This window comes from Streptomyces sp. NPDC005752 (assembly GCF_040630715.1).
Taxonomy (GTDB): Bacteria; Actinomycetota; Actinomycetes; order Streptomycetales; family Streptomycetaceae; genus Streptomyces.
This window is the reverse complement of the sequence record NZ_JBEXYB010000019.1, coordinates 1-25615: the sequence shown is the minus strand read 5'-3', so window position 1 is coordinate 25615 and position 25615 is coordinate 1. Positions and strand designations below refer to the sequence as shown.

Below are 25615 nucleotides of genomic sequence, written 5' to 3'. Positions count from 1 at the left end.
GTCAGGAGGCCGACTCACCGGTCTCGTCGAGCAGCTTCTTGTACCAGTCGCGAAGCTTGTCGCCGCCCTTGGTCTTCCAGTCGGAGACGGCCTGCTGCATGTCGCCGACCTTCTTGCGGCCGCGCACGATGTCCTTCTCGAGGTCCTCGAACTGCGCGTTGAGCTCGGTGTAGCGGGTCGGCTCCTGGATCTGCATGCCGTGGAAGAGGGGCTTCTGGAGGTGCGCGCCCTGACGCTGCTGCCACTCGATGACGCCCTTGGCGACGTCCGGGAAGTCCGGGTAGGCGCGGAAGGGGGCCGGGGACGCCACGTACTCGTAGGTGGCGAAGACCTGGTTGTTGCCCTGCTCCGTCTTGACGAGGACGCCGTCCTTGAGGGTGTGGTGCGTGCCCTCCAGGCCGTAGGCCTTCAGGCGCTGCTCCTTGGTTCCGTAGGGGGCGGCGGTGTAGTTGGCGAGGGCGAGGACGTCCTGGACGGTCTTCTTGTCTGCGTTCTTGTTGACGAAGCACCAGATGTTGGAGGGCGACGCCTCGTAGATGACCGGGTCACCGCCGGCGGCGGCGAAGAAGTCCATCGCCCCCATCCGGAACTCCGGCTTGTCGAGGCGCTGGACGGCGGTCGCGGCGTACCAGTCGGAGATGTCCGCGTTGTACATGAGGACGTTCCCCGAGGAGAACGTGGTCCGCATGTCACCCGTCTCGGCCTTGGCGTCCGGGTGCACGAAGCCCGCCGAGTACAGCGAGCGCGACCACGCCAGCGCCTCCAGGTACTCGTCGGTCTCGTAGCGGTTGACCAGCTTGCCGTCGACGAGCTTCCAGTAGTACGGCTTCTCCGGCAGCACCCCGAAGAAGACGAACGCCGACCACGTCATGTCGCTGCACGCCCACACCTTGCTCTTCGGGGCGTTGATCTCCTTGCAGAGGTCGTAGAACTCCTGCGTGGTGGTCGGTACCTCGTACCCCTTCTCCTCGAAGATGTCCGCACGGTAGAAGGGCGTGATGTTCGGTGTCGCCTCGGCGGGCATGGGGAGACCGCGCAGCTTGCCGGCGAAGATCGCCCGCTGCCAGGCGCCGGTGGGAATGGCCGCCAGGTTCGGGTAGTCCTTGACCTTGTCGCCCGACAGGTAGGGGCCGAGGTCGGCGAACTTGTTGGCGATGGCGCTCGGTATCTTGCCGCCCAGTTCCCAGCCGGGGACGACGACCGCGTCGGGGATGTCGCTGGAGGCGAGCACCGCGCCGAGCTTCTGGCCGTAGACGTTGCCGTCCTGGTTCTGCCACTTGACGCTGACGCCGGCCGCCTCGTCCATCGCCTTCCAGTACGGGTTGCCCTCACCCGGCGACGTGCCCCACAGCGGTGCCATGACCCTCAGCTCACTGCCCTGGCCCAGCTTCTTCGGCACCGACACCGCGAGCCGGTCGGCGGGGAGCGCGGTCGTGAAGCCGGCCGCGGAGCCGTTCTTGCTCGGGATGTCCGGGGTGACCGCCTTGGAGGGCACGTAGGCCGGAAGGATGTCCTTCAGCTTCTTGCCCGTGGTCGTTCCCTCGTTCTTCGCACCGCCGGAACCGCCGCCGCAGGCGGTGAGGAGCGGCATCCCGCCGCCCACGGCTGCCGCGACGACCACGGAGGAGGCGAGGAATCGTCTCCGGCTGGGAGCGGAGGGGGAGTTCGGCGTCATTGCGTCAACCCTTCGTGGTGCAACAGGACGGCCCGCGGCGGCGACTGCCGCTCGGCCCTGTGTCTGAGGTAGGGGCGTTACCGGCCGAGCCGGTGGAACTGCACCGGCTGAGCTGAAGCGGTCGGACGGGCTGCCTCGTCGAAGCGCTTCGATGTTGCAGCGAGATTAAGTGAAGGGTCTCGGCCGCACAAGAGTTCGTTTCGAGATTCCTCCGACCTGTTTCCGAACCGTTTCCCGGGGCGACGCGACTTCGATACGTCCACATGAACCTCTTTGCGGCGGTAGCACCCTTGACACCTGCGGGGTGAGGCACAGAGCATCGAAGCGCTTCGAAAGATCTTTGCCTGCGCGTCGAACGGTCTTTCGGCGTCGGCAGACCGGAAAACCTCCCACCTCTCCAAGGGGCCCCGCACGTGACGGACCATCCGCTTCCCTTCCGCGACCCGCAGCTGTCCTTCTCCCGGCGCACCGACGACCTGCTCGGACGGCTCACGCTCGACGAGCGGATCGCGATGCTGCACCAGTTCGCCCCGGCGGTGGAGCGGCTCGGGCTCGGCCCGTTCCGTACCGGACAGGAGGCCCTGCACGGGGTCGCCTGGATGGGCCCCGCCACCGTCTTCCCGCAGGCCGTCGGCCTCGGCGCCACCTGGAACGACGACCTGGTCCGCCGCGTCGGCGAGGCCGTCGGCAACGAGGTGCGGGCCAAGCGCGCCCAGGACGACCGTGTCGGCCTCAACGTCTGGGCGCCGACGGTGAACCTGCTGCGCCACCCGCTGTGGGGCCGGGGCGAGGAGGGGTATTCCGAGGACCCGGCACTCACCTCCGCCATCGCCGTCGCCTACACGCGAGGACTGCGCGGGGACGACCCGCACTACTGGCGCACCGCACCCGTGCTCAAGCACTGGCTCGCGCACAACAACGAGACCGACCGCGACACCGCCTCCTCCTCGGTCCGCCCGCGCGTCCTGCACGAGTACGACCTGCGGGCCTTCCGTGACGCGGTGCGGGCCGGGACCGTGGCCGGTGTCATGCCCGCCTACAACCTCGTCAACGGCCGCCCCAACCACGTCTCGCCCCTCCTGGAGCAGCACCTGAGGAGCTGGACCGACCAGCCGCTCGTCGTCTGCTCGGACGCGGGTGCGCCCTCCAACCTGGTCGATTCCGAGCACTACTTCGACACCCACGAGGAAGCCACAGCGGCCTCCCTCAAGGCGGGTGTCGACAGCTTCACCGACCACGGCACGGACTCCACGGTCATGACCGGCCGCATTCGTGACGCCCTGGCCAAGGGGCTCCTCGACGAGAGCGACATCGACACGGCGGTCCGCCGGCTGCTCGCCATGCGCTTCGCGCTCGGTGAGTTCGACCCGGAACTCGACCCGTACGCCCAGGTGGACGACCTGGACACCGCGGAGCACCGTGCGCTCGCCCTCGAGGCGGCCGAACAGGCGGTCGTCCTCCTCAAGAACGACGGACTCCTGCCTCTGGAGCCCGGGCAGGGACGCACCGTCGCCGTGGTCGGACTGCTGGCCGACGACTGCAAGCTCGACTGGTACAGCGGCACGCTCATGCACCGCTCGACCCCGCTCGACGGCATCCGCGAACGGTACGGCGCCGAGAACGTCCTCCACGCCGATGGCGTGGACCGGGTCCGCCTGAAGACCTCCGACGGCTGGCTCCGGGTGCCCGTCGCCGACGGGGCGACGGACGGGGCGGCGCGAGGCGCGGAAGGCGCGCTCGACCCCGCGCTCCTCGCCGGCCGCACCGACCTGCCCCCGCTGACCTGCGGCGACGAGGCCACCGAACTCGCCCTCGTCGACTGGGGAGACGGTGTTCTGACCCTGCGCACCGACGAAGGGCTGTACCTCTCCGTCGCCGACGACGGATACGTCAGGGCCTCCGCGGACGAGCCGGGCGGCTGGGTCGTCCAGGAGACGTTCCGCAGGGAAGCGGCGGAAGGACACGACGGCGGGCACCGCCTTCTGCACATCGGGACCGGAGGATACGTCTCTGTCGCCGCCGACGGCGCGAAGGTTGCCGCGTCCGGCGAGAAGATCTCCCGGGACGACGCCACGGTCTTCGAGACCGAGACCGTCGAGCACGGCGCGGACGCCGTGGCCAGGGTCGCCGCGGCCGCCGACACCGTGATCGTCGTCGCGGGCAACGACCCCCACATCAACGGCCGCGAGACCGAGGACCGCACCACCCTCGCCCTCCCCGCCCAGCAGGACCGGCTGTGGCGCGCCGCCCTCGCCGCCAACCCGCGTACGGTCCTCGTCCTGTCCTCCGCCTACCCGTACGCCGTCGTCGACGCGGCCGCCGCACTGCCGGCCCTGCTCTGGACGGCGCACGGCGGCCAGGCCGCGGGTACCGCTCTCGCCCGCGTCCTCGCCGGCGACGTGTCCCCGGCCGGGCGCCTGCCGCAGACCTGGTACGCGAGCGACGACGATCTGCCCGGCCTCCTCGACTACGACGTCATCGGCTCACGGCAGACGTACCTCTATTTCCGCGGCACCCCGCTCTTCCCCTTCGGACACGGCCTCGGCTACACCGACTTCACCTACTCCGGGCTGCGGACGGAGCTGGACGGTGAGCTGCTGCGGGTTTCGCTGACCCTCACCAACGACGGCACGGCCGCCGCCGACGAGGTGGCCCAGGTGTACGTCCGCCGGGCCGGGCCCGTAAGGGCGGCCCTGCCGTCGCCCCAGGGCCTGGGACGGCTGCTGGGAAGCCTGGACGACCCCCTGGACCTGCCGCTGCGCAAGCTGGTCGGCCACCGCCGGGTGCACCTCACGCCCGGCGCGCAGGAACGCCTCGACTTCACCGTGCCCCGGGAGGAGTTGGGGCACTGGAGCGTGGCACACGGCCGGTGGACCGTCGAGCCGGGCGCGTACGAGATCCTCGCGGGAGCGTCCAGCGCGGACATCCGGCTCACCGCGATGGAGGTCGTCGACGTCGAGGCGCAAGGCCCGAGGCCAATGGCGGCACGAGGTCTGGAGGCCGTCGACTTCGACCGCCAGAAGGGCACGGTCATCCTCGACCGTTCGAAGACGGACGGTGACGTCGTCGCCCCCGCTTCCGCCGGGGAAGAGGGCCATCTCTTCTACCGGGCGTGTGACTTCGGCGAGGGTGTCGAGGGACTGGCCTTCCTGTATTCGGGGGAGGGGAGCATCCACGTGAGCGCGGTCGGGCACAGCGTCCAACTGCCGGACACCGGCGGCCCGTACACCTACCGCACCGTCGCGACCGACGTCGACCTCCGTGGAGTGCGCGACCTGAGCATCAGTCTCTCCGGTTCCGTGCGGCTCGCCCGGATCGACGCCGTCCCCGGCAAGGAGTCCGCGTGAAGTTCACCGACGGCTTCTGGCTCATGCGCGAGGGCGTCCGCGCCTCGTACGCGACCGAGATCCGCGACCTGAGGGTCGAGGACCACCGCTTCACCGCGTACGCCGCGGTCAAGCGTGTCGCCGCACGCGGGGACACACTCAACACCCCCCTGATCACGGTCGAATGCTTCTCCCCGGCCGAGGGCGTCATCGGGGTCCGCACCACCCACCACGCGGGAAAGGCCCGTCGGGGGCCCGACTTCGAGCTGTCGGCCGGCGATGCCACGGCCCCCTCGGGCAACACCCGTCGGGACGGAGCGGTCACCGAACTCACCAGCGGGCCCCTGACACTGCGGATGGACGGCGACGGGCCCTGGGGCATCACCTTCCTCGACGGCGACGGGAAGCGCCTCACCCGGGTGGACCCGAAGGGGACGGCGTTCGCCACCACACCCGACGGCGTCCACCACATGATCGCCCAACTCGCCCTGGACGTCGGCGAGAACGTCTACGGCCTCGGCGAGCGCTTCACCCCGTACGTGAAGAACGGCCAGACCGTCGACATCTGGCAGGCCGACGGCGGCACCAGCAGCGAACTGGCCTACAAGAACATCCCGTTCTACCTGTCCTCCTGCGGCTACGGCGTCTTCGTCAACCACCCCGGCAAGGTCTCCTTCGAGGTCGGCTCGGAGTCCGTCGGCCAGGTGCAGTTCAGCGTCGAGGACCAGTCGATCGAGTACTACGTCGTCGCCGGCCCGACCCCGAAGGAGGTCCTGTCCCGCTACACGGCCCTGACCGGCCGGCCCGCGCTGCCCCCGGCATGGTCGTTCGGCCTCTGGCTGACCACCTCCTTCTGCACGTCCTACGACGAGGAGACCGTCACCTCCTTCGTCGACGGCATGGCCGAGCGCGGCATCCCGCTGAGCGTCTTCCACTTCGACTGCTTCTGGATGCGCGAGTACCAGTGGTCGGACTTCCTCTGGGACCCGGAGGTCTTTCCCGACCCGGAGGGGATGCTGGCACGCCTCAAGGAGCGCGGGCTGCGCATCAGCATGTGGATCAACCCCTACATCGCCCAGAAGTCCGCCCTCTTCGCGGAGGGCGCCGAGCACGGCTATCTGGTGCGCCGCCCCAACGGCGACATCTGGCAGTGGGACCTGTGGCAGCCCGGCATGGCCCTGGTCGACTTCACCAATCCCGCCGCCCGGGCCTGGTACGACGACAAACTGCGGGTACTGCTCGACCAGGGCGTCGACTGCTTCAAGACGGACTTCGGCGAGCGCATCCCGACGGACGTCGTCTGGCACGACGGCTCCGACCCGGAGCGGATGCACAACTACTACGCGCAGATCTACAACCGCACCGTCTTCGAACTCCTGGAGAGGGAGCGGGGCGCGGGGGAGGCGGTGCTGTTCGCCCGGTCGGCGACTGCGGGCGGCCAGCAGTTCCCCGTGCACTGGGGCGGCGACTGCTTCGCCTCGTTCACGGCGATGGCGGAGTCGCTGCGCGGCGGGCTGTCACTGAGCCTGTCCGGGTTCGGCTTCTGGAGCCACGACATCGGCGGCTTCGAGGGGACCCCCGATCCGGCCGTCTTCAAGCGCTGGCTCGCCTTCGGCCTGCTCTCCTCGCACAGCCGGCTCCACGGCAACGTCTCCTACCGCGTGCCGTGGGAGTTCGGCGAGGAAGCCGTCGACGTGGCGCGGAAGTTCACCCTGCTCAAGCACCGGCTCATGCCCTACCTCTACGGGGTGGCCGCCGAGGCGCACCGCACGGGCGTCCCGATGATGCGGCCCATGCTGGCGGAGTTCCCCGGCGATCCCGCCTCCCGCACCCTGGACCGGCAGTACATGCTCGGCCCCGACCTGCTGGTCGCCCCGGTCTTCACGGAGGACGGCGAGGTCGAGTACTACGTCCCCGAGGGCACCTGGACCTCGCTGCTCACCGGTGAGCGCGTCACCGGCCCCGCCTGGCGGCACGAGACGCACGGCTTCGACAGCCTGCCCCTGCTGGTCAGGGATGGTGCCGTGCTTCCGTGGGGCGCCGACGACCAGCGCCCGGACGGCGACTGGCTGGACGGCCTCACACTGCGTGTCTTCGGATCCGCCACCGGTGAACGGGAGGTCACGGTGCCCGACCTGGCCGGCAGCCCGTCGGCTGTGTTCAGCGTCGTGCGGGACGGCACCGTCGTGCGCGTCACGGCGCGGGGCACCGAGCGTCCCTACCGCGTGACCGTCGAGGAGTCCGGCGCCACGGAGGAGGGAACGGGCACGGTCTCAGCCGGCTGATCCCCCGGCCACGGCGGTCAGAGGTCACGGTGGCCCGGTGCGCTCGCACCGGGCCACCGTGACGCGGTCCGACCGCTCGGCGCCGTGACCCTCCCGTGACTACGTCCCCCGCCGGGGGCGGTGGCCCTCGCCCGCCGCACGCCCGGCCTTCCCGCCCGTCGACCGTTTCGCCACGCTGCCGGCCTTCTTCGCAGCGGGTTTCGCCGAAGATGCCTTCTTGACGGCGGCCTTCCTGCCCGAAGCTCCCTCGGCAGGCCCGTCCGACGCGGTGGTGGCCCTGGCTGCCGACTTCTCACCCTGTGCACGTTTCCTGGCGTCACCGGTCGTGCTCCGTTTCGTGGAGCCGTGTTCGGAGGCTCCGGCCCGACGGCGGGCGGACGGGCGCCGGGGCTTCTGCGCCTCATCGCCGAGTTCCTCCCCGACTCCGTCCCGGACCGCCTCGACCGCGCCCGCACCGCTGCGGCCCACGTCCTCGACGGCGTCCCCCGCTCCCTCGCCCACGCCCTCCACCGCCGTACCCGTGCTCTCACCGACGGACTCGACCGCGGCCCCGGCGGCTCGCCCGACATCGCTCACGGCCGCACCGGCACCCTCTCCCAGCTGTCCTACGGCCCTTCCGGCTCCGGACCCGACGTTCTCGACGGCCGCGCCCGCGCCGCGCGTCAGTTGCTCGAGGATCTCGGGATTGCGGTCCACCGTGGCCAGCAGCCTGGTGACGATGGCGGCGATGTGGTGGAGCCGTACCTTGAGCTGGGCCTGTACATCCACACCCTCGATGTCCAGCTTGACCCGACCGAGCCGCACGTCCGCCCCCACGTTCAGCTTGAGGAGGTCGAGCACCTCCGCCTGCAGGGAGACGTGGGCCTCGAGATCTTCGACTTCCAGGTCCAGTTCGTCCACATGGAGAGCGGGAACATCCAGAAATACATCCGAGGGACCCGCCCCCGGCCCGTGGTCCTGCGGGAGCGTGCTCCCGTCATGGTCCAGGTCCTGGCGTTCGCGGTCTGCGCCGTCTGCGCTGGGCATGATGCGTACACATCCTTGCTGACCCTCCGGGGCAACTTCACGTCCAAGTGTCGACCGGCTGAAACCATCACGCAATCGCCCGGCTGACACCCCTTGCCGCGACTCGCAGAGCTGTCGGCGCCGCCGTGGAGCGGTCGCCGGCGTCGTACGCCGTCATCGTGCTCCTCACGATTGCTGATCTCCGGCATGAGCGATGCGACTCCCCTCCTCGACCGGCGCGCCTCTCGCGGCGGCGCCGCGCCCGTCCGCCCGACCACATCGGTCTGCCCGGATCAAGGGGAATCCCTGGTCGGAGCACCGTCGGGTCGGATTCCCGCAATGCCACCGGGCGTCTCAGTGAGTCACATCACCCAGAGTGAATATCTCGGCATACATCTCGCCGGAACGGAAAGGTTCCCAGACTGCTGGTGCCGAATCCCGGTACACCGGCGCGTATGTGCTCGGCCGGACCGGTGCGGAGCAATCAGGCACGGAAGGCAGATCACCACATGTCGGCTCCCCGCTCGTCGGCCCACCCCCCGGCCGCCCTGGAAACCCTCCACATCGACGGTACCTGGCAGGCTGCCGCATCCGGCGCCACCCGCGAGATCCTCGACCCCGCGGACGCCACCGTCCTGGCCCTCGTCTCCGAGGGCGGCACCGAGGACACCGACGCGGCCGTGGCCGCCGCCCGCCGCGCCTTCGACGACGGCCCCTGGCCCCACCGGCCCGTCGCCGAGCGCGCCGAGCTGCTGCGCAGGGTCGCCGGCCTCCTCCAGCGGGACCGCGAGGAGATCGCGATCACCGAGAGCCGCGACACCGGCAAGACCCTGGAGGAAGGCCGCGTCGACGTCGACGACGTGACCAACGCCTTCCGCTACTTCGCCGACCTCGTCATGAACGAGAGCGGCGGCCGGGTCGTCGACGCGGGCGACCCCGACGTGCACAGTGTCGTCGTGCACGAGCCGGTCGGCGTCTGCGCCCTGATCGCCCCGTGGAACTACCCGCTGCTCCAGGCCAGCTGGAAGATCGCCCCCGCCCTCGCCGCGGGCAACACCTTCGTGCTCAAGCCCAGCGAGGTCACCCCGCTCTCCACCGTCCACCTCATCCGACTCCTCGCCGAGGCGGGGCTGCCCGACGGCGCAGCCAACCTCGTCACCGGCGCGGGCGACCCCGTCGGCGCACAGCTCTCCGAACACCCCGACGTCGACCTGGTCTCCTTCACCGGCGGGCTCGCCAGCGGTACGAAGGTCGCCCAGGCGGCCGCGCCCACCGTCAAGAAGGTCGCCCTGGAGCTCGGAGGCAAAAACCCCAACGTGGTGTTCGCCGACGCGTGCGCCACCGGCGAGGGTTTCGACACCACCGTCGACCAGGCACTGAACGCCGCGTTCTTCCACAGCGGCCAGGTCTGTTCCGCCGGGGCCCGCCTCATCATCGAGGAGTCGGTCCGAGACCGGTTCGTCACCGAACTCGCCCGCCGCGCCGACGCGATCCGGCTCGGCCGGGGCACCGTCGACGGGGTCGAATGCGGCCCGCTCGTCTCCGCCCAGCAGCTCGCCAAGGTCGAGGCGTACGTGGCATCCGCCCGCGAGGAGGGCGCGGTCGTCCGCTCCGGTGGGGCCCGCCCCGAGCCGTCCGACATCCGCCCGGCAGACGGTTACTTCTACCGGCCGACCGTCCTGGACGGCTGCCACCGCACGATGAAGGTGGTCCGCGAGGAGACCTTCGGCCCGATCCTCACCGTCGAGACCTTCCGCACCGAGGAAGAGGCCGTCACCCTGGCCAACGACACCGACTACGGTCTCGCCGGCGCCGTGTGGACCACCGACGCGGGCCGCGCCCGGCGCGTCGCGGGCCGGCTGCGTCACGGCACCGTCTGGATCAACGACTACCACCCCTACCTCCCGCAGGCCGAGTGGGGCGGCTTCGGCAAGTCCGGCACCGGCCGCGAGCTCGGCCCCACCGGTCTCGCCGAGTACCGCGAGTCCAAGCACATCTACCAGAACCTCAACCCGCGCCCCCAGCGCTGGTTCGCCGGCTGAGCGCAACCGCCCTGCCCCGCCCGGCTGTTCGCAGCACCACGTACACGCAAGAACCTTGCAGAAGGAGCAGTGACCGATGCCCCCGCCCCCCAGCACCGCACGCCCCGAACCTGTCGACTACGTGATCGTCGGAGGCGGTACGGCCGGTTCGGTCATCGCCTCCCGCCTCACCGAGGACCCCGACGTCACCGTCACCGTCATCGAGGGCGGCCCCACCGACATCGACCGCGACGACGTACTCACCCTTCGCCGCTGGCTCGGTCTTCTCGGGGGTGACCTCGACTACGACTACCCCACCACCGAACAGCCCCGCGGCAACTCCCACATCCGGCACAGCCGCGCCCGCGTCCTCGGCGGCTGTTCCTCGCACAACACGCTGATCAGCTTCAAGCCGCTGCCCGGCGACTGGGACGAATGGGCCGAGGCCGGGGCCGAGGGCTGGGACGCCGCCGCCATGGACCCCTACTTCGACCGGCTGCGCAACAACATCGTGCCCGTCGACGAGAAGGACCGGAACGCCATCGCCCGCGACTTCGTCGAGGCCGCGCGGGCCGCCGCCGAGGTTCCCCGGGTGGAGAGCTTCAACCAGCAGCCGTTCCACGAGGGCGTCGGCTTCTTCGACCTGGCCTACCACCCGGAGAACAACAAGCGCTCCTCCGCGTCCGTCGCCTACCTCCACCCGCACATCGAGGCCGGTGACCGCCCCAACCTCTCGATCCTGCTGGAGACATGGGCGTACCGCCTGGAGTTCGACGGCGACCGCGCCACCGGCGTGCACGTGCGGACCAAGGACGGCGAGGAGACACTCCTGCGCGCCACCCGTGAAGTGATCGTCTGCGCGGGCGCGGTGGACACCCCCCGGCTGCTGATGCACTCCGGCATCGGACCGGCGAAGGACCTCACCCGGCTCGGCATCCCCGTCCTCCACGACGCCCCCGGCGTCGGCGAGAACCTGCTCGACCACCCCGAGTCCGTCATCGTCTGGGAGACCGACGGGCCCATCCCGGAGAACTCCGCGATGGACTCCGACGCGGGCCTCTTCGTGCGCCGGGACCCCGGATCCAGGGGGCCGGACCTGATGTTCCACTTCTACCAGATCCCCTTCACCGACAACCCGGAGCGCCTCGGCTACGAGAAGCCCGAGCACGGTGTGTCGATGACCCCGAACATCCCCAAGCCGCGCAGCCGCGGCCGGCTCCACCTCACCAGCGCCGACCCCGAGGTCAAGCCCGCCCTGGACTTCCGCTACTTCACCGACGAGGACGACTACGACGGCCGCACCCTGGTCGACGGCATCAAACTCGCCCGCGAGATAGCGAAGACCGAACCTCTGGCCCACTGGCTCAAGCGTGAGGTGTGCCCCGGCCCCGAGGTCACGTCCGACGAGGACATCAGCGAGTACGCCCGCAAGGTCGCGCACACCGTCTACCACCCGGCCGGCACCTGCCGGATGGGCGCTGAGGGCGACCCGGCGGCCGTCGTCGACCCCCAGTTGAGGATCCAGGGCCTGCAGGGCATCCGGATCGCCGACGCGTCCGTCTTCCCGACCATGCCCGCGGTGAACCCCATGATCGGCGTCCTGATGGTGGGCGAGAAGTGCGCCGAGCTGATCCGAGCGACCCCGACCACCGGAGACGATGTCCGATGAGTGAAGCCGGTACCCCTGTGTTCAGCGTCCGGAACCTCTGGAAGGTCTTCGGGCCCAAGGCCGACCGCATCCCCGGAAGCGAGTACGCCGCCCTGCCGCCCGCCGAACTGCGTGAGCGCACCGGCTGCACCGCTGCCGTGCGGGACGTCTCCTTCGACGTCAACAAGGGCGAGGTCTTCGTCGTCATGGGCCTGTCGGGCTCGGGCAAGTCCACCCTCGTGCGCTGTCTGACCCGGCTCATCGAGCCCACCAGCGGCACCCTCGCGATCGACGGCGAGGACGTCCTGGCCATGGACACCACCCGGCTGCGCGAACTGCGCCGCCACCGCGCCGCGATGGTCTTCCAGCACTTCGGGCTGCTGCCGCACCGCACGGTCCTCGACAACGTCGCCTACGGCCTGGAGATCCAGGGCCTCGGCAAGGCCGAACGGCGCGCCAAGGCCGCCGAACTGGTCGAGAAGGTCGGCCTCGCCGGACTCGAGGACCGCCGCCCCTCGCAGCTCTCCGGCGGTCAGCAGCAGCGTGTCGGGCTGGCCCGCGCCCTCGCCGTCGACCCGTCCGTCCTCCTCTTCGACGAACCGTTCAGCGCGCTCGACCCGCTGATCCGGCGTGAGATGCAGGACGAGGTGGTCCGCCTGCACCGCGAGGAGGGCCGCACCATGGTCTTCATCACCCACGACCTCAGCGAGGCCCTCCGCCTGGGCACCCGCATCGCGCTGATGCGAGACGGAGGCATCGTCCAGCTGGGCACCCCCGAGGAGATCGTCGGTTCGCCCGCCGACGACTACGTACGCGAGTTCGTCCGGGACGTCCCCCGCGAACAGGTCCTCACCGTCGCCACCGCCATGCGTCCGCCGACCGCCGGCGAGAGCGAGAGCGGCCCCGCCCTGCGCCCCGGGGCCACCGTCTCCGAAGCCATCGAGGCCGTCGCCCGATCCGGCGAACCGGTCGCACGGGTGACCGAGGACGGCAGGCTGCTCGGCGTGGTCGACCACGCGTGCCTGCTCGATGTCGTCGCCGGGGCCGGCGGGGGCCCGGGAGCCCATGAGGTGACCGTCTGATGGCCACCGCCCAAGCCACCACCCGTACCGCGTCCGGCCCCCCGGGGAACGGCCCGCTCGCCGCCCTGCGCGGCCGTCCCGCCCTCGGCAAGATCCTCCTGCTGCTGGTGATCGCCGCCGTCGCCGTACCCCTCGCACACGCCCGCTGGGGCGGCGGGGTCTGGCCCGGCGCACTGACCGTCGACCTGAGCGGACCGCTCGGCGAGGTCAACGACTGGATCATCGGCAACCGCGACAGCCACCCGCTGTTCCTCTACTTCTTCGGCCACATCAGCAACGCCGTCGTCCTGTCGGTGCGCGGCGTCTACCTGGCGCTGCTCGCACTCGGCTGGGCCGGTGTCACCGCCGTCGCCGCCCTCGTCGCCTGGCGTACCGCCGGATGGCGCCTGGCACTGACCGCCGGACTGTCCTTCCTCCTCTGCGGGCTGCTCGGCATGTGGGTGCCGACCATGCAGACCCTCGCCCTGATGACGGTCGCGGTCCTCGCCTCCGTGGTGCTCGGCCTGCTCCTCGGGCTCGCCGCCGGGCTCTCGGACCGTACGTTCCGTGTCCTGCGCCCCGTCCTGGACACCATGCAGGTGCTGCCCGCCTTCGCCTACCTGCTGCCCGTCGTGCTGGTCTTCGGTATCGGTGTGCCCGGCGCGGTCCTCGCGACCGTCGTCTACGCGGCTCCGCCGATGGCCCGGCTCACCGCTCTCGGGCTGCGCGGCGCCGACGCCGGCGTCATGGAGGCCGTCGCCTCGCTCGGTGCGACCGGCCGGCAGAGCCTCTTGAGCGCACGGCTGCCGCTGGCGCGCAAGGAACTGCTCCTCGGCCTCAACCAGACCATCATGATGGCGCTGTCCATGGCCGTCATCGCCTCCGTCATCGGCGCCGGCGGTCTCGGCGACCGCGTCTACCAGGCGCTCTCCTCCGTCGACGTGGGCGCCGCACTCGCCGCGGGCATCCCCATCGTGCTGCTGGCCGTCGTCCTCGACCGTACGACCGAGGCGGCCGGACGCGGAATCGGCACGGAACCCACCGGCCCCGCCGCCCTGCGCGGGGCGCGCGGCTGGGGGATCGCCGCCCTGATCGCCGTGGCCGTCGCCGTCGTCGGCCGCTTCACCGGCGGGCGGATCTGGCCCGAGGGCGGTGTCGTCCCCATCGCGGAACCGGTCAACACCGCCAAGGACTGGATGGTCGACCACCTCTACACCGGCATCCCCGTCATCGGGGGAACCGCCGACTGGGCCGCCCACTTCACCAGCTGGATCCTCAACCCGCTGCGCGACGGACTGCAGGGCCTGCCCTGGTGGGCCGTCCTGCTGATCGTCGCCGCCCTCGCCTGGACCATCGGCACCTGGCGCACCGCGCTCACCGCCGTGCTCGCCATGGCCGCCATCGGGGTCCTCGGTGTCTGGGACCTGTCGATGGACACGCTCAGCCAGGTCATCGCCGCCGTCGCCGTCACCCTGGTCCTGGGCTTCGGCATCGCCGTCGGCGCCGCGCGCAGCCGGCGCCTCGAACGGCTGCTGCGGCCCGTCCTGGACGTCTTCCAGACGATGCCGCAGTTCGTCTACCTCATCCCGGTCGTCGCCCTGTTCGGCGTGGGCCGCGCCCCCGCGGCTGCGGCGGCGGTCGTCTACGCGCTGCCCGCCGTCGTCCGCATCACGACGCAGGGCCTGCGGGGCGTCGACCCCGCCGCGATGGAGTGCGCCCGCTCGCTCGGCGCCACCAGCGGCCAGCGACTGCGCCAGGTCCAGATCCCGCTCGCCAGGCCCGCACTGCTGCTGGCCGTCAACCAGGGCGTCGTCCTGGTCCTCGCCGTCGTCATCATCGGCGGTCTCGTCGGCTCCGGCGCGCTCGGCTACGAGGTCGTGTTCGGCCTCGCCCAGGGCGACCTGGCCACCGGTCTCGTCGCGGGTGCCGCCATCGTCTGTCTGGGGCTGATGCTGGACCGCGTCACCCAGCCCACCGCCCGCCGCCAGCGGAAGGAGAGCTGACATGGCTCGCACCCGAACCCGCGCCCGTCTCCGTACCTCCGCGATCATCGCCTCGGCGGGCGCGCTGCTCGCCGTCACCGGCTGCGGCGCGGCGGACATGACCAAGCAGTCCTCTCCGTTCGCGGCCCCGGCCGACATCAAGACCGTGACGCTCTCCGTCCAGTCGTGGGTCGGTGCGCAGGCCAACGTGGCCGTCGCCCAGAAGATCCTCGAAGACGAACTGGGTTACCGCGTCGACCTCGTGCAGACCGACGAGGTGCCCGCCTGGGACGCCCTCAGCCAGGGCCGGGTGGACGCCATCCTGGAGGACTGGGGCCACCCCGACCAGGAGCAGTTGTACGTCAAGGACAAGAAGACCATCGTTCCCGGGGGCGACCTCGGGGTCACGGGCCACATCGGCTGGTACGTCCCCAAGTACTGGGCGGACGAGCACCCCGACGTCACGGACTGGAAGAACCTCGACAAGTACGCCGACGAACTGCGCACCCCGGAGAGCGGTGACAAGGGCCAGTTGATGGACGGCTCGCCGTCCTACGTCACCAACGACAAGGCGCTGGTGAAGAACCTCGGCCTGGACTACAAGGTCGTCTTCGCAGGTTCCGAGGCCGCGCAGATCACCCAGATCCAGCAGTTCGCCAAGGAGAAGAAGCCCTTCCTGAGCTACTGGTACCAGCCGCAGTGGCTGTTCAACGAGGTGCCGATGGTCGAGGTGAAGCTCCCCGAGTACTCCGACGCGTGCGCGGCCAAGGACCCGGCGGACATCGACTGCGCGTACCCGACGACCCCACTCCAGAAGTACCTCAACGCGGACTTCTCCGAGCGGGGAGGGGAAGCCGCGGCCTTCCTGAAGAAGTTCAAGTGGCGGGAGGAGGACCAGAACGAGGTCTCCGAGCTGATCGCCTCCGAGCGGCTGTCACCCGACGAGGCCGCCGGGCGCTGGATCGAGGAGCACCCGGACACCTGGAAGAAGTGGCTGGACCGGTGACCTGAGCCGAGATCCCGTCCGACGACGTCAGCCGCCCCGGCACCTGCCGGGGCGGCTGACCGCGTTCCCGGCCGCGGAGGGCACCGTCCCACACCAGCGGCCTTCCTGGGCCGCAGGCTCACGCTCCGCGCGGAGAGCCCGGCGGTGCTCATCGCCGCGAGCCGCCTCCGACACGACCCGTGGGCCGCCGCGCGGACGCATGCCGCGCTCCGGCTCGTCACGGTCGTCGGCGTGGGTTTCGTGGGCGTGCGCGGGGTTCTCCTCGAGGCGCTGTCGGTCGGCTACCAGCCGATGGAGAGGGCCTTCTACGCCATCGGCATCGACCTCGCCGGATCGGCCGTGCTGATCGCCCTCGCGATCAGCCTCTGCGGACTCGCCGTCGGCACCGCCGAGTCAGTGGTCACCCGCCGCAGGGGCCTCGCCGCCCAGTCCGCCGCCGGGGTGTCCCACCGGGTCCTGGCCCGAGCCGCACTCCTGGAGACCGCGCTCCCGCTGGCACCCGCGCTCCTGCTCGCCGGGGCCGGAGGCACGGTGGTGTACCTGGTGTACGCCACCGTCGCGGGCACCGGCTTCGTCACGCTGCTGCCACTGCTCGTCCCGGTGGCCCTCTACGCGGCCTGCCTGCTTGCCGCGGCGACGTCCCTGCCGCTCCTGCGGCGCGCGGCTCACCCGGCGGAACTGCGTTTCACGTAGTGGTCCCCGGCGCGCGGCGGCCCTGACCGCCGACTGCGCGCCCGGGCTCCTCCCCTTCCGCCGCGCGTTCCGACCGGCCGCGCGCACGCGCCGCGACGACGAGCGTCGTCGCCACGAGCACGGAGGTGATGACGCCGGTGGCGAGCACCGGACCCGGGGCGAACGTCACGGCCAGCACGGCGAGGACCGCCACGGGGTGGATGAGGTCGTTCCGGCTGCGGAGTTCCTCAGCCCGGTGGTGGAGCAGCCACACCAGGGTGATGAAGACGGCCACCGGAACGGTGAACGCCGCCGCGGCGGCGCGGTCGGACAGGTGACCGTGACCCGTGGTGTGGGCGACACCCAGGGCCAGTCCGGCTCCCACGGCCGCGGCCGAGGCGAACACGGCGTAGTGCCCGTAGCCCCAGAGGATCGCGGACCTCAGGCCCGTGAGCCGGCGAGGGGCGTTCTGGGCGAAGTAGAGCCACCACAGGGCGAAGACGGTCAGTACGCCGCCGATCACCAGGGTCGCGATGTCGCCGAGCGCCGCCTCGTCGTCGAGTGCGGTGCGTACGGCCACCGTCGCCGCGGTGATGGTCTCGCCCAGGACGATCAGGGTGAACAGGCCGTATCGTTCGGCGATGTGGTGGGGGTGCCAGGTGGTCCTGCCCGCGCTCTCGGCCCAGACGGGGACGGCGAGCTCCGCGATGACCAGGACCGCGAAGAGCGGCAGCCCCCAGTCGTCGGGCACGGCCAGCCGGGCCACCCAGCCGACCTGCACGACCAGGATGCCGACCGCGTACCGCACGCAGCAGCGCCGGCGTTCGGGATCGGAACGGGCCGCGCGCAGCCACTGGGTGACCATGGCGAGCCGCATGATGACGTAGCCCCAGGTGATGACGGTGAAGTCCTCGTGCTGGAGGGCCTCGGCCGCACCGGCGGCCACCACCAGCGCACCGGCGATCTGGACCAGTGTCAGCAGGCGGTACGGGACGTCGTCGGTGTCGTACGCCGACGCGAACCAGGTGAAGTTCATCCACGCCCACCAGATGGCGAAGAAGACCATCGCGTAGCCGAGCAGCCCGCGACCGATGTGGCCTTCGGCGAGTTCGTGCTCGAAGGCTCCCGACGCCTGGGCGACCGCTGCGACGAAACACAGGTCGAAGAAGAGTTCGAGCACGGTCGCCGTGCGGTGCTCCTCACCGGCGAGGCGGGCGACCATCGGGCGGTGCCACGCACGGGAGGCGGGGTGTGACTGACTCATTCGTACCCGGTTTCAGCGGTGGGAGGAGTGGCGGCGGGGCCTGCCGACGCACACTGCGCAGGTCACGGGCCGGGTCGGTCTGCTCGACGGACACCGGGACACGTTACGCGGGCCCGGAGGCACGCAACGTCGACAGGCCGCCCGCGATCACGCCACAGGCCGGTCGGCCTCCGTCGCCGGCCGCTCGAACTGGGTGCGGTGCAGCTCCTCGTACCGTCCTCCCGCGGCCAGCAGCTCGTCGTGCGTGCCCCGCTCGACGACCCGGCCGGCCTCCACGACCAGGATCAGGTCCGCGGCCCGCACCGTCGACAGCCGGTGGGCGATCACCACGGCCGTCCGGCCCTCCAGGGCCTCGGCCAGCGCCTCCTGGACCGCGGCCTCCGAGGTGGAGTCCAGATGCGCTGTCGCCTCGTCCAGGATGACCACCCGCTGACGGGCCAGCAGCAACCGGGCGATCGTGAGACGTTGGCGCTCGCCGCCGGAGAGCCGGTAGCCGCGCTCACCGACCACCGTGTCCAGTCCCTCGGGCAGTGACGCCACCAGACCGTCCAGGCGGGAGCGGCGCAGCGCGTTCCAGATCTCCTCCTCGGTGGCCTCCGGCCGGGCGAGCAGCAGGTTCTCGCGCACCGACTCGTGGAAGAGGTGCCCGTCCTGTGTGACCATGCCGAGCGTCTCGCGGATCGAGTCGGCCGTCAGGTCGCGTACGTCGACACCGTTCAGCCGCACGGCGCCGGCGTCGGCGTCGTACAGCCGGGGGAGCAGCTGCGCGATCGTCGACTTCCCGGCTCCGGACGATCCGACGAGCGCGACCATCCGGCCCGGCTCCGCCGTGAACGAGACGTCGTGCAGCACCTGCGCACCGCTGTCGGAGTCGAGCGTGGCGACCTCTTCGAGCGAGGCGAGGGAGACCTTCTCGGCGGAGGGGTAACCGAAAGAGACCCCGTCGAACTCCACCGACACCGGCCCGTCCGGGACCCGGCGGGCGTCGGGCTTCTCGGCGATCAGCGGTTCGAGGTCGAGGATCTCGAAGACCCGCTCGAAGCTGACCAGGGCGCTCATCACCTCGACCCGGGCTCCGGCCAGTGCCGTCAGCGGCGCGTAGAGCCGGGTGAGGAGCAGCGCCAGGGCGACGACGGCCCCGGGTTCCAGGCTGCCGCGCAGCGCGTAGTAGCCGCCGAGGCCGTAGACCAGGGCCAGGGCGAGCGCCGAAACGAGGGTGAGCGCCGTGATGAAGGTGGACTGGAGCATCGCCGTACGGATGCCGATGTCACGCACCCGGCCCGCGCGGGCGGCGAATTCGGCGGACTCGTCCGACGGGCGCCCGAAGAGCTTGATGAGCGTCGCACCCGGGGCCGAAAAGCGCTCGGTCATCTGGGTGCCCATGGTGGCGTTGTGATCGGCGGCCTCCCGCTGGAGGTTGGCCATCCGGGCGCCGAGCCGACGGGCGGGGACGACGAACACCGGCAGCAGCACCAGGGCCAGCAGGGTGATCTGCCACGAGATCGTGAGCATCACCGCCAGGGTCAGCAGCAGCGTGACGAGGTTGGACACGACGCCGGAGAGCGTGTTGCTGAACGCTCTCTGGGCGCCGATCACATCGTTGTTGAGCCGACTGACCAGCGCGCCGGTCCGGGTGCGGGTGAAGAAGGCGACCGGCATCCGCTGGACGTGATCGAACACGGCGGTACGCAGATCGACGATCAGCCCCTCACCGAGGGTCGCCGACAGCCATCGGGTGAGGAGTCCGAGACCCGCCTCGGTCACAGCGATCAGTGCGATGAGCAGGGCGAGCCGGGTGACGGTGCCGGCCGCCCCGCCCTGGACGATCGCGTCGACGACCCGCCCCGCGAGCACCGGTGTCGCCACCGCGAGCAGGGCGGTGACCACACTGAGGAGCAGGAACCGGAGAATCCGGCTCCGGTGTGGTCCGGCGAACACCGCGATGCGGCGCAACGTGGCCCTGGAGAAGGGCCGTCGGTCCTTCTGCGCGTTCATCGTGCTGTGCAGCGAATGCCACGCGGTGACTTCCATGTCCATGCGGGTGCCTCCGGAAGGGTCGGTCGGTATGCACGGCACGCTATGACCTCAAGTAAAGTTGAGGTCAAGTGTTCCGGTTCGGCTTCACCCGTCGGCGTGTTCAGCGCGCCCGTACGGTCGCCATGACCGCCCGGTCCGGCTGCAGTGTCAGCGTCGGCACGGGGTTGACGGTGCCCGGGTCCACCTCCAGTTCGAAGCGGCGTGCCAGGACGGCGAGGATCAGCACCGCCTCCACCATCGCGAAGCGCGTACCGATACAGGCCCTGGGGCCGCCGCCGAACGGGTACCAGGCGTACTCCGGGATCTCGTCCCCGTCCTCCGCGTCCCAGCGCCCGGGGCGGAACACCTCCGGCTCCGGGAACCACCGCTCGTCCCGGTGCGTGGTCCACTGGCTGCTCCACACCCGGGTGCCCTCGGGCAACGGCACGCCGCCGATCCGGGCCCCTTCTCCGGCCACTCCGGTGACCAGCCAGATCGTCGGGTAGAGCCGGAGGGTCTCCTTCACCACCGCCTGTGCGTAGGTCAGTTGTGCGTAGTCGTCGATCCCCGGCTCACGGTCGCCGAGGACCCGGTCCAGCTCCTCGGTGAGTGCCGCACGCGCCTGCGGGTTGCGGGACAGGAGGTACCAGGCCCATACCAGCGTGGAGCTGGTCGTCTCGTGGCCGCCGATGTAGAGCGTGACCGTCTCGTCGCGGATCTCCTGGTCGGAGAGGTGTGCCCCTCTCTCGTCGACCGCGGTGAGCAGCCGACTCAGCAGGTCGGGCCGCCCACCCTCCCCGTCCCGGTGGCGGGCCACCACGCGTCCGACCTCCGCGTCGATGACCGCGGCGGCCTTCTTGATCCTGGCCCGCCCGGGAGTCGGGACCCAGTCGGGCAGGACGGCGCCGAGACCGCTGAACTCCTTGCCGATCTCCTGCTGGGCGATGTCCATGGCCCGGCCCATCGACTCAGCGTCGGCCGGTGTGTCCACCCCGAAGATGGTGCGGACGGCGATCTTCTGCGTGAGTGCCGCCATCTCCGGCTTGATGTCGACGCGTTCGCCGCCCGTCCAGGTGTCGGCCAGCTCCACCGTGGACGCCGTCATCGTGGAGGCGTAGGACTTCACCTGTCCGGGCCGTACCGAGGGCTGTACGAGCGACCGCTTGCGCCGCCAGTCCGCGCCACGCGCCACCACGACGCCGTTGCCCATGACCGTACGGAAGGCGATGCCCAGCAGGGGCTGGTCGAAGGTGCGTTCCGTCTCGGCGAGCAGTTCGCCGATGCACTCGGGGTCGGCGATGAAGACGCAGTCGTTGCGGCCGAACCGCCAGCGCACCATGTCCCCGTGTCCGCGCAGGCGTTCGAAGAAGGCGAGGGGGTCCTTGCCGAACTGCAGCAGGCTCCCCAGCAGGGGGAGGCCCTTCGGCCCCTGGACGAGCCGGTGGCCGCGTGGCTCGGTGCCGAGGGGCGCACCGGTTTCCGTGGACATGGGGAACTCCCGTCATCTGCCGTGCGCAGTAGGTGAGTTGCAGAGCCTAATGCGAGTGGGCCGTCAGTTCGACGTGGCTGCCTCCCGTATTGCCCCGGACAGGCCTGAGGGCCGCAGGCGGTTGCCTGCGGCCCCCCGGGCCGACGTGCGCGAGCCGGTCAGACCCCCGGCGGCACCTGGGCGGGACGGCCGCGGCCGCGGGTGAGGCCGTAACCGAACACCCCGGCCAGCGCGGCGAGTACGCCGCCTCCCGCGGTCCACAGCCAGCGGTGTGTCCACCAGCCGGAGGACCAGCCGTCCTCCGGCTCGCTGCCGGCCACGGTGGAACCGCCCTGTGCCGAGATCACGGACGTGCCCGGCACCAGGGGTTCGGCGAGGGCGCCGTCCACGTCGGCGGCGCCGCCCTGGCCGGCCGAGGTCACCTCGGTCTCGACGTGCACCGGAAGGCCGAGGTCCTCCTCGGCCAGGCCGACCACGGTCAGGCGTACGTAGTAGCTGCCGGGCAGCGGGTCCGACGCCCACGGCTCGGACCAGGCGCGGACCGTACGCAGGACGCAGGACAGCTCCACGGTGCCCGCGTCCGGCGCCGCCTTCCTGGTCTGGTGGCCGTACACACAGGCCTGCCGGCGGCGGAGCCCGTCGTACACGTCGACCTGCCAGGTCGACGCGCCGCTCCGCGTTGCGCTCTCCGGCAGGCTCACCTTCGCCCGCACGGTGGGACGCTGTCCGCTGTCGGCGGGGAACGCCCAGTACAGGTAGTCGCCCGTGGACGCGTCCGCGGTGGCCGTCTGTTCCTGCTGGATCGCCGTCGCGGTCCGGAAGGTGGTGCCCGCCTCCGTCGGTCCCGCGCCCTCGCCGTCCGCCGGGCTCGCGTCGGCGGACGGGTCGTCCGCTACAGCTACGCCCGCCGGGGCGAGGAGGGTGACGGCGGCCAGGAGCGCGCCCACGCATCCGCGCCTCAGGGTGTTTCTCCGGGTGCTACGCATCAGTTGGTCCTCCATACGGCCACACGCCAGCGCGAGATCCAGCCGAAGAGCAGGCCGGCGATCAGTCCTGCCAGCACCATGACGCCCAGCAGCCACCAGCCGCGGCCCAGACCGAACGCCGCCGCGTCGGCGGCCTCGTCGGGGGCGTCCACCAGATCGATGGTCAGCTCGACGGGCATGCCGGGCGTGGTCTTCACGGACGCGGGCGCCGAGAAGGAGTTGCTGAGCTGGAGGCACACGGCCTCGGCGGCGGGCTTCACGTCGCCGTCGGAGACATCGGCGTCGTCCTGTTCGGGCTTGGGGTAGCGCAGTCCCGTGGACACGGCGTCCGTGCGCCCCGTGCCGGACTCCGCGCCCCGGACGATCTCACGGCCGTGCGCGGTCACGGCACGGAGCAGCACCCCGTAGTCGTTGTTCACGGCGCGGTCCGCCGCCACACTCACCGAGGCGCGCAGTTCCTGGCCGGGCAGCACGTCCACCCGGTACCAGCGGTGCTTGCCGATCTCCTGCCGGTCCGTGTAGAGGCCGGCCTTCAGCGCGGGGGCCGCGGAACAGCTGCCCGCCCCCTCGGTCGCCACGGGGGTGACGACGGGCTCAGCTGCCCGGTCGACCAACTGCTTTACTCTGCCTGAGAGTTCATCGGTGTGCTGGACCGCCGTGTAGGTGCCGCCGGTGGCCTCGGCGATGCAGGTCAGCTGCTGCCGGATCTTGGCGTTCGGTACCAGGCCCAATGTGTCGATGACCAGGTGGATGCCCCGGGCGGCGATGTCACGCGCTACCTCGCAGGGGTCGAGCGGGCCGCAGGTGTCCTCGCCGTCGGTGATCAGGACGATCCGCCGGGTGGCGTCCCCGCCCTCGAGGTCGTCGGCCGCGCCCAGCAGCGCCGGGCCGATCGGGGTCCAGCCGGTCGGAGCCAGAGTGGCGACAGCGGTCTTGGCCTCGGTGCGGTCGAGCGGGCCCACCGGGTAGAGCTGCTTGGTGTCCTTGCAGCCGACCTTGCGGTCGTCGCCCGGATAGTCGGCACCGAGCGTACGGATGCCGAGCTCCACCTCCTCGGGCACCGCGTCCAGGACGTCGTTGAACGCCTGCTTGGCGGCGGATATGCGGGACTCTCCGTCCATGTCGCGGGTGCGCATGGAGCCGCTGACGTCAAGGACCAGTTCGACCTTGGGCGACGGGGTGGTGGAGGGTTCGTCGGCGGCGGCCGGCAGGGCGGTGCCGAGCCCGGCGGCCAGGGTGGCGAGCAGGACGCACACCCCGGCCTTCAGCCGTTTTCTTATGATCATCGCCGGATCCTATTGAAGATCCGCGGCCATCCCCAAAACCGTTCCGCCGGGCGCTGTTTCGGCCCTTGCCCTCACGCGCCGAGCAGCGGCTCCGAAGCCCTGTCCAGCACCGAACCGACACGCTCCCACGTCTCGGTGTCCCTCTCCACCGGCGGGAGTTCGGCATCGGTGTCGGCCGACTTCGCGTTCCACCGGGTCGCCACGGCGACGGGGTCGCCGCCACCCGCCGCGGAAGCGGCCAGTGCCGCCGCGCCCAGCGCCACCAGTTCGCCGCTGCCCGGCACGATCAGGGGCCGGCCGGAGAGGCGGCGCACCGTCTCCACCCAGGTGCGGCCCTGGGCGCCACCGCCGATCAGCCGCAGGGGCCTGCCGGCGACCTCGGGGTCGGCCGGGTCGAGGCCGCAGGCCAGCAGGAGCTCGTCGAGCGCCCGCAGCACGGTGAAGGCCGCGCCCTCGTAGGCCGCGCCCAGCAGTTGCTGTGGTGTGGTGTCGTGCCGGAGCCCGGTGAGCAGTCCGGAGGAGGTGGGCAGGTCCGGGGTGCGCTCCCCGTCGAGGTACGGGAGGAGGACGGCCTCGCCGCCGGGCGTCGCGTCGTCGCGGTGCAGGCCGAGGAGCGTGGCCACCTTGTCGACGGCCAGAGTGCAGTTGAGGGTGCAGGCCAACGGGAGGAACGTACCGTCGGCTGCGGCGAATCCCGAGAGGGCCGTGGACGCCGGGCGGGTCAGTGAGGCGGCGAAGACCGTGCCCGAGGTGCCCAGGCTCAGTACGGGGTGGTCCAGCAGCCCCGCGCCGCCCAGGCCGAGGCCCACCGCGGCGCTCATGTTGTCCCCGGTGCCGGCGGCGACGGCGATGCCGGGCGGCAGGCCGAGCGCCTCGGCCGCGGCGTCGGTCAGGGAGCCGATCCGGGTCCCGCCCGTCGCGGCGACCTCGGGCAGCATGGAGGCGTCCAGGCCGAGGCGGTCCAGGAGCTCGGAGTCGTACGCGCCCGTCGCGGTGGAGTACCAGCAGGTGCCCGACGCGTCGCCCGGGTCCGTCGCCGCCACGCCCGCGAGCCGCTCCGTGAGGAAGTCGTGGGGCAGGCGCAGGGAAGCCGTCGCCTCGGCGTTCGCCGGGTCGTTCTCGCGCAGCCACCGCCACTTCGTCGCGGTCATGGACGCGACGGGCACCGTGCCTGTACGCGCGGTCCACGCCTCGGGGCCGCCCAGCTCGGCGACGAGCGCGGCAGCCTGCGGCGCGGAGCGCGTGTCGTTCCACAGGAGCGCGGGACGCAGCGGGCGGCCGGTCCGGTCGAGGGTCACGAGGCCGTGCTGCTGTCCCGCGACGGCGATGCCGACGACGGCGGAAGCGGAGAGCCCGGACTCCTTCAGCCCGGCCGCGACGGCATCGCAGAGCGCAAGCCACCAGACCTCCGGGTCGGTCTCGCGTGCACCGCCCTCACCCGTGACGACGTGCGGGGCGCGGCCGACGGCGAGCAGTTCACCCGTCTCGGTGTCGGTGACTGCAGCCTTGGTGGACTGGGTGGAGCTGTCCACGCCGATGACGACGGTACGCGGCGGCATGGGCTACCTCTTCTCGTGCGGATCTGGCGGTGCGGTTTTGGGAGTGCGACAAACAAATTACGTGATCGAGGGCGACCGGAACAGGGGTGACCCTCGTTTCGTCGTTCGGGGGGTTACGAGCACGGGGTGCGGTGTGCATAATTAATCATGTCAGTGAACAAATAGGCTCGGGCTGCGGACGGCGGTCCCGGACCCCAGGCAGGCGAAGGCGGACACACACCATGACGGATCGCTTCACCCCCACCCCTGCGGACAGGTTCACCTTCGGTCTGTGGACCGTGGGCTGGCGTGGCAACGACCCGTTCGGTGACGCGACGCGTCCCGCGCTGGACCC

General features: G+C 71.2%; 15 protein-coding genes and 2 pseudogenes. 9 read left to right on the top strand and 8 right to left on the bottom strand.

What is annotated here, in order from left to right:
• Window position 1: 1 nt before the first annotated feature.
• Window positions 2–1675, bottom strand: coding sequence for an extracellular solute-binding protein (locus ABZ441_RS17550; RefSeq protein WP_358974346.1), 1674 nt, complete (start codon window positions 1673–1675; stop codon window positions 2–4).
• A 413-nt stretch (window positions 1676–2088) separates the two neighbouring features.
• Here ABZ441_RS17550 and ABZ441_RS17545 point away from each other — a divergent pair, with 413 nt between their 5' ends.
• Both ABZ441_RS17545 and yicI read left to right on the top strand, forming a co-directional pair.
• Complete coding sequence (locus ABZ441_RS17545) at window positions 2089–5022, top strand: glycoside hydrolase family 3 C-terminal domain-containing protein (protein ID WP_358974343.1); 2934 nt, start codon at window positions 2089–2091, stop codon at window positions 5020–5022.
• Complete coding sequence (gene yicI / locus ABZ441_RS17540; RefSeq protein ID WP_358974339.1) at window positions 5019–7286, top strand: alpha-xylosidase; 2268 nt, start codon at window positions 5019–5021, stop codon at window positions 7284–7286. The genes ABZ441_RS17545 and yicI overlap by 4 nt, the downstream gene beginning before the upstream one ends.
• Window positions 7287–7385: 99 nt before the next feature.
• Here yicI and ABZ441_RS17535 read toward each other — a convergent pair whose 3' ends face one another.
• Complete coding sequence (locus tag ABZ441_RS17535) at window positions 7386–8312, bottom strand: hypothetical protein (protein WP_358974336.1); 927 nt, start codon at window positions 8310–8312, stop codon at window positions 7386–7388.
• 488 nt (window positions 8313–8800) lie between these two features.
• On the opposite strand from ABZ441_RS17535, the gene ABZ441_RS17530 reads away from it, so the two are divergent.
• From ABZ441_RS17530 to ABZ441_RS17505, 6 genes and pseudogenes are all read left to right on the top strand, one after another.
• Window positions 8801–10333 (top strand): aldehyde dehydrogenase family protein, encoded by a 1533-nt coding sequence (locus ABZ441_RS17530; RefSeq protein ID WP_358974333.1) that lies wholly within the window; start codon window positions 8801–8803, stop codon window positions 10331–10333.
• Between the two features lie 76 nt (window positions 10334–10409).
• Window positions 10410–11981, top strand: a complete 1572-nt coding sequence (locus ABZ441_RS17525; protein WP_358974329.1) for a GMC oxidoreductase — start codon at window positions 10410–10412, stop codon at window positions 11979–11981.
• Window positions 11978–13042 (top strand): glycine betaine/L-proline ABC transporter ATP-binding protein, encoded by a 1065-nt coding sequence (locus ABZ441_RS17520; protein ID WP_358974326.1) that lies wholly within the window; start codon window positions 11978–11980, stop codon window positions 13040–13042. The genes ABZ441_RS17525 and ABZ441_RS17520 overlap by 4 nt, the downstream gene beginning before the upstream one ends.
• Window positions 13042–15024 carry an ABC transporter permease subunit gene (locus tag ABZ441_RS17515; protein WP_358974323.1) on the top strand — a complete coding sequence of 661 codons (1983 nt, stop codon included), beginning with the start codon at window positions 13042–13044 and terminating at the stop codon, window positions 15022–15024. Before ABZ441_RS17520 ends, ABZ441_RS17515 begins: the two co-directional genes overlap by 1 nt.
• Before the next feature lies 1 nt (window position 15025).
• Complete coding sequence (locus ABZ441_RS17510; RefSeq protein WP_358974320.1) at window positions 15026–16009, top strand: ABC transporter substrate-binding protein; 984 nt, start codon at window positions 15026–15028, stop codon at window positions 16007–16009.
• A 108-nt stretch (window positions 16010–16117) separates the two neighbouring features.
• Window positions 16118–16702: pseudogene (locus ABZ441_RS17505) on the top strand (ABC transporter permease); the annotation flags it as partial.
• Here ABZ441_RS17505 and ABZ441_RS17500 read toward each other — a convergent pair.
• The 6 genes from ABZ441_RS17500 to xylB form a co-directional block, all read right to left on the bottom strand.
• On the bottom strand, window positions 16695–17945 hold the full coding sequence (locus ABZ441_RS17500; RefSeq protein ID WP_358974317.1) for a low temperature requirement protein A: 1251 nt from the start codon (window positions 17943–17945) through the stop codon (window positions 16695–16697). The pseudogene ABZ441_RS17505 and the gene ABZ441_RS17500 sit on opposite strands and share 8 nt — an antisense overlap.
• A gap of 147 nt (window positions 17946–18092) precedes the next feature.
• Complete coding sequence (locus ABZ441_RS17495; protein ID WP_358974314.1) at window positions 18093–19982, bottom strand: ABC transporter ATP-binding protein; 1890 nt, start codon at window positions 19980–19982, stop codon at window positions 18093–18095.
• A 100-nt stretch (window positions 19983–20082) separates the two neighbouring features.
• On the bottom strand, window positions 20083–21450 hold the full coding sequence (locus ABZ441_RS17490) for a cytochrome P450 (RefSeq protein WP_358974311.1): 1368 nt from the start codon (window positions 21448–21450) through the stop codon (window positions 20083–20085).
• Between the two features lie 158 nt (window positions 21451–21608).
• On the bottom strand, window positions 21609–22436 hold the full coding sequence (locus ABZ441_RS17485; RefSeq protein WP_358974307.1) for a hypothetical protein: 828 nt from the start codon (window positions 22434–22436) through the stop codon (window positions 21609–21611).
• Entirely contained in the window at window positions 22436–23722 is a 1287-nt protein-coding gene (locus ABZ441_RS17480; RefSeq protein ID WP_358974303.1) for a VWA domain-containing protein, read from the bottom strand. The genes ABZ441_RS17485 and ABZ441_RS17480 overlap by 1 nt, the downstream gene beginning before the upstream one ends.
• Before the next feature lie 71 nt (window positions 23723–23793).
• Window positions 23794–25281: a xylulokinase gene (gene xylB, locus ABZ441_RS17475; RefSeq protein WP_358974300.1), complete on the bottom strand. Its 1488-nt coding sequence runs from the start codon at window positions 25279–25281 to the stop codon at window positions 23794–23796.
• A 161-nt stretch (window positions 25282–25442) separates the two neighbouring features.
• Here xylB and ABZ441_RS17470 point away from each other — a divergent pair.
• Window positions 25443–25615, top strand: a pseudogene (locus ABZ441_RS17470) (xylose isomerase); the annotation flags it as partial.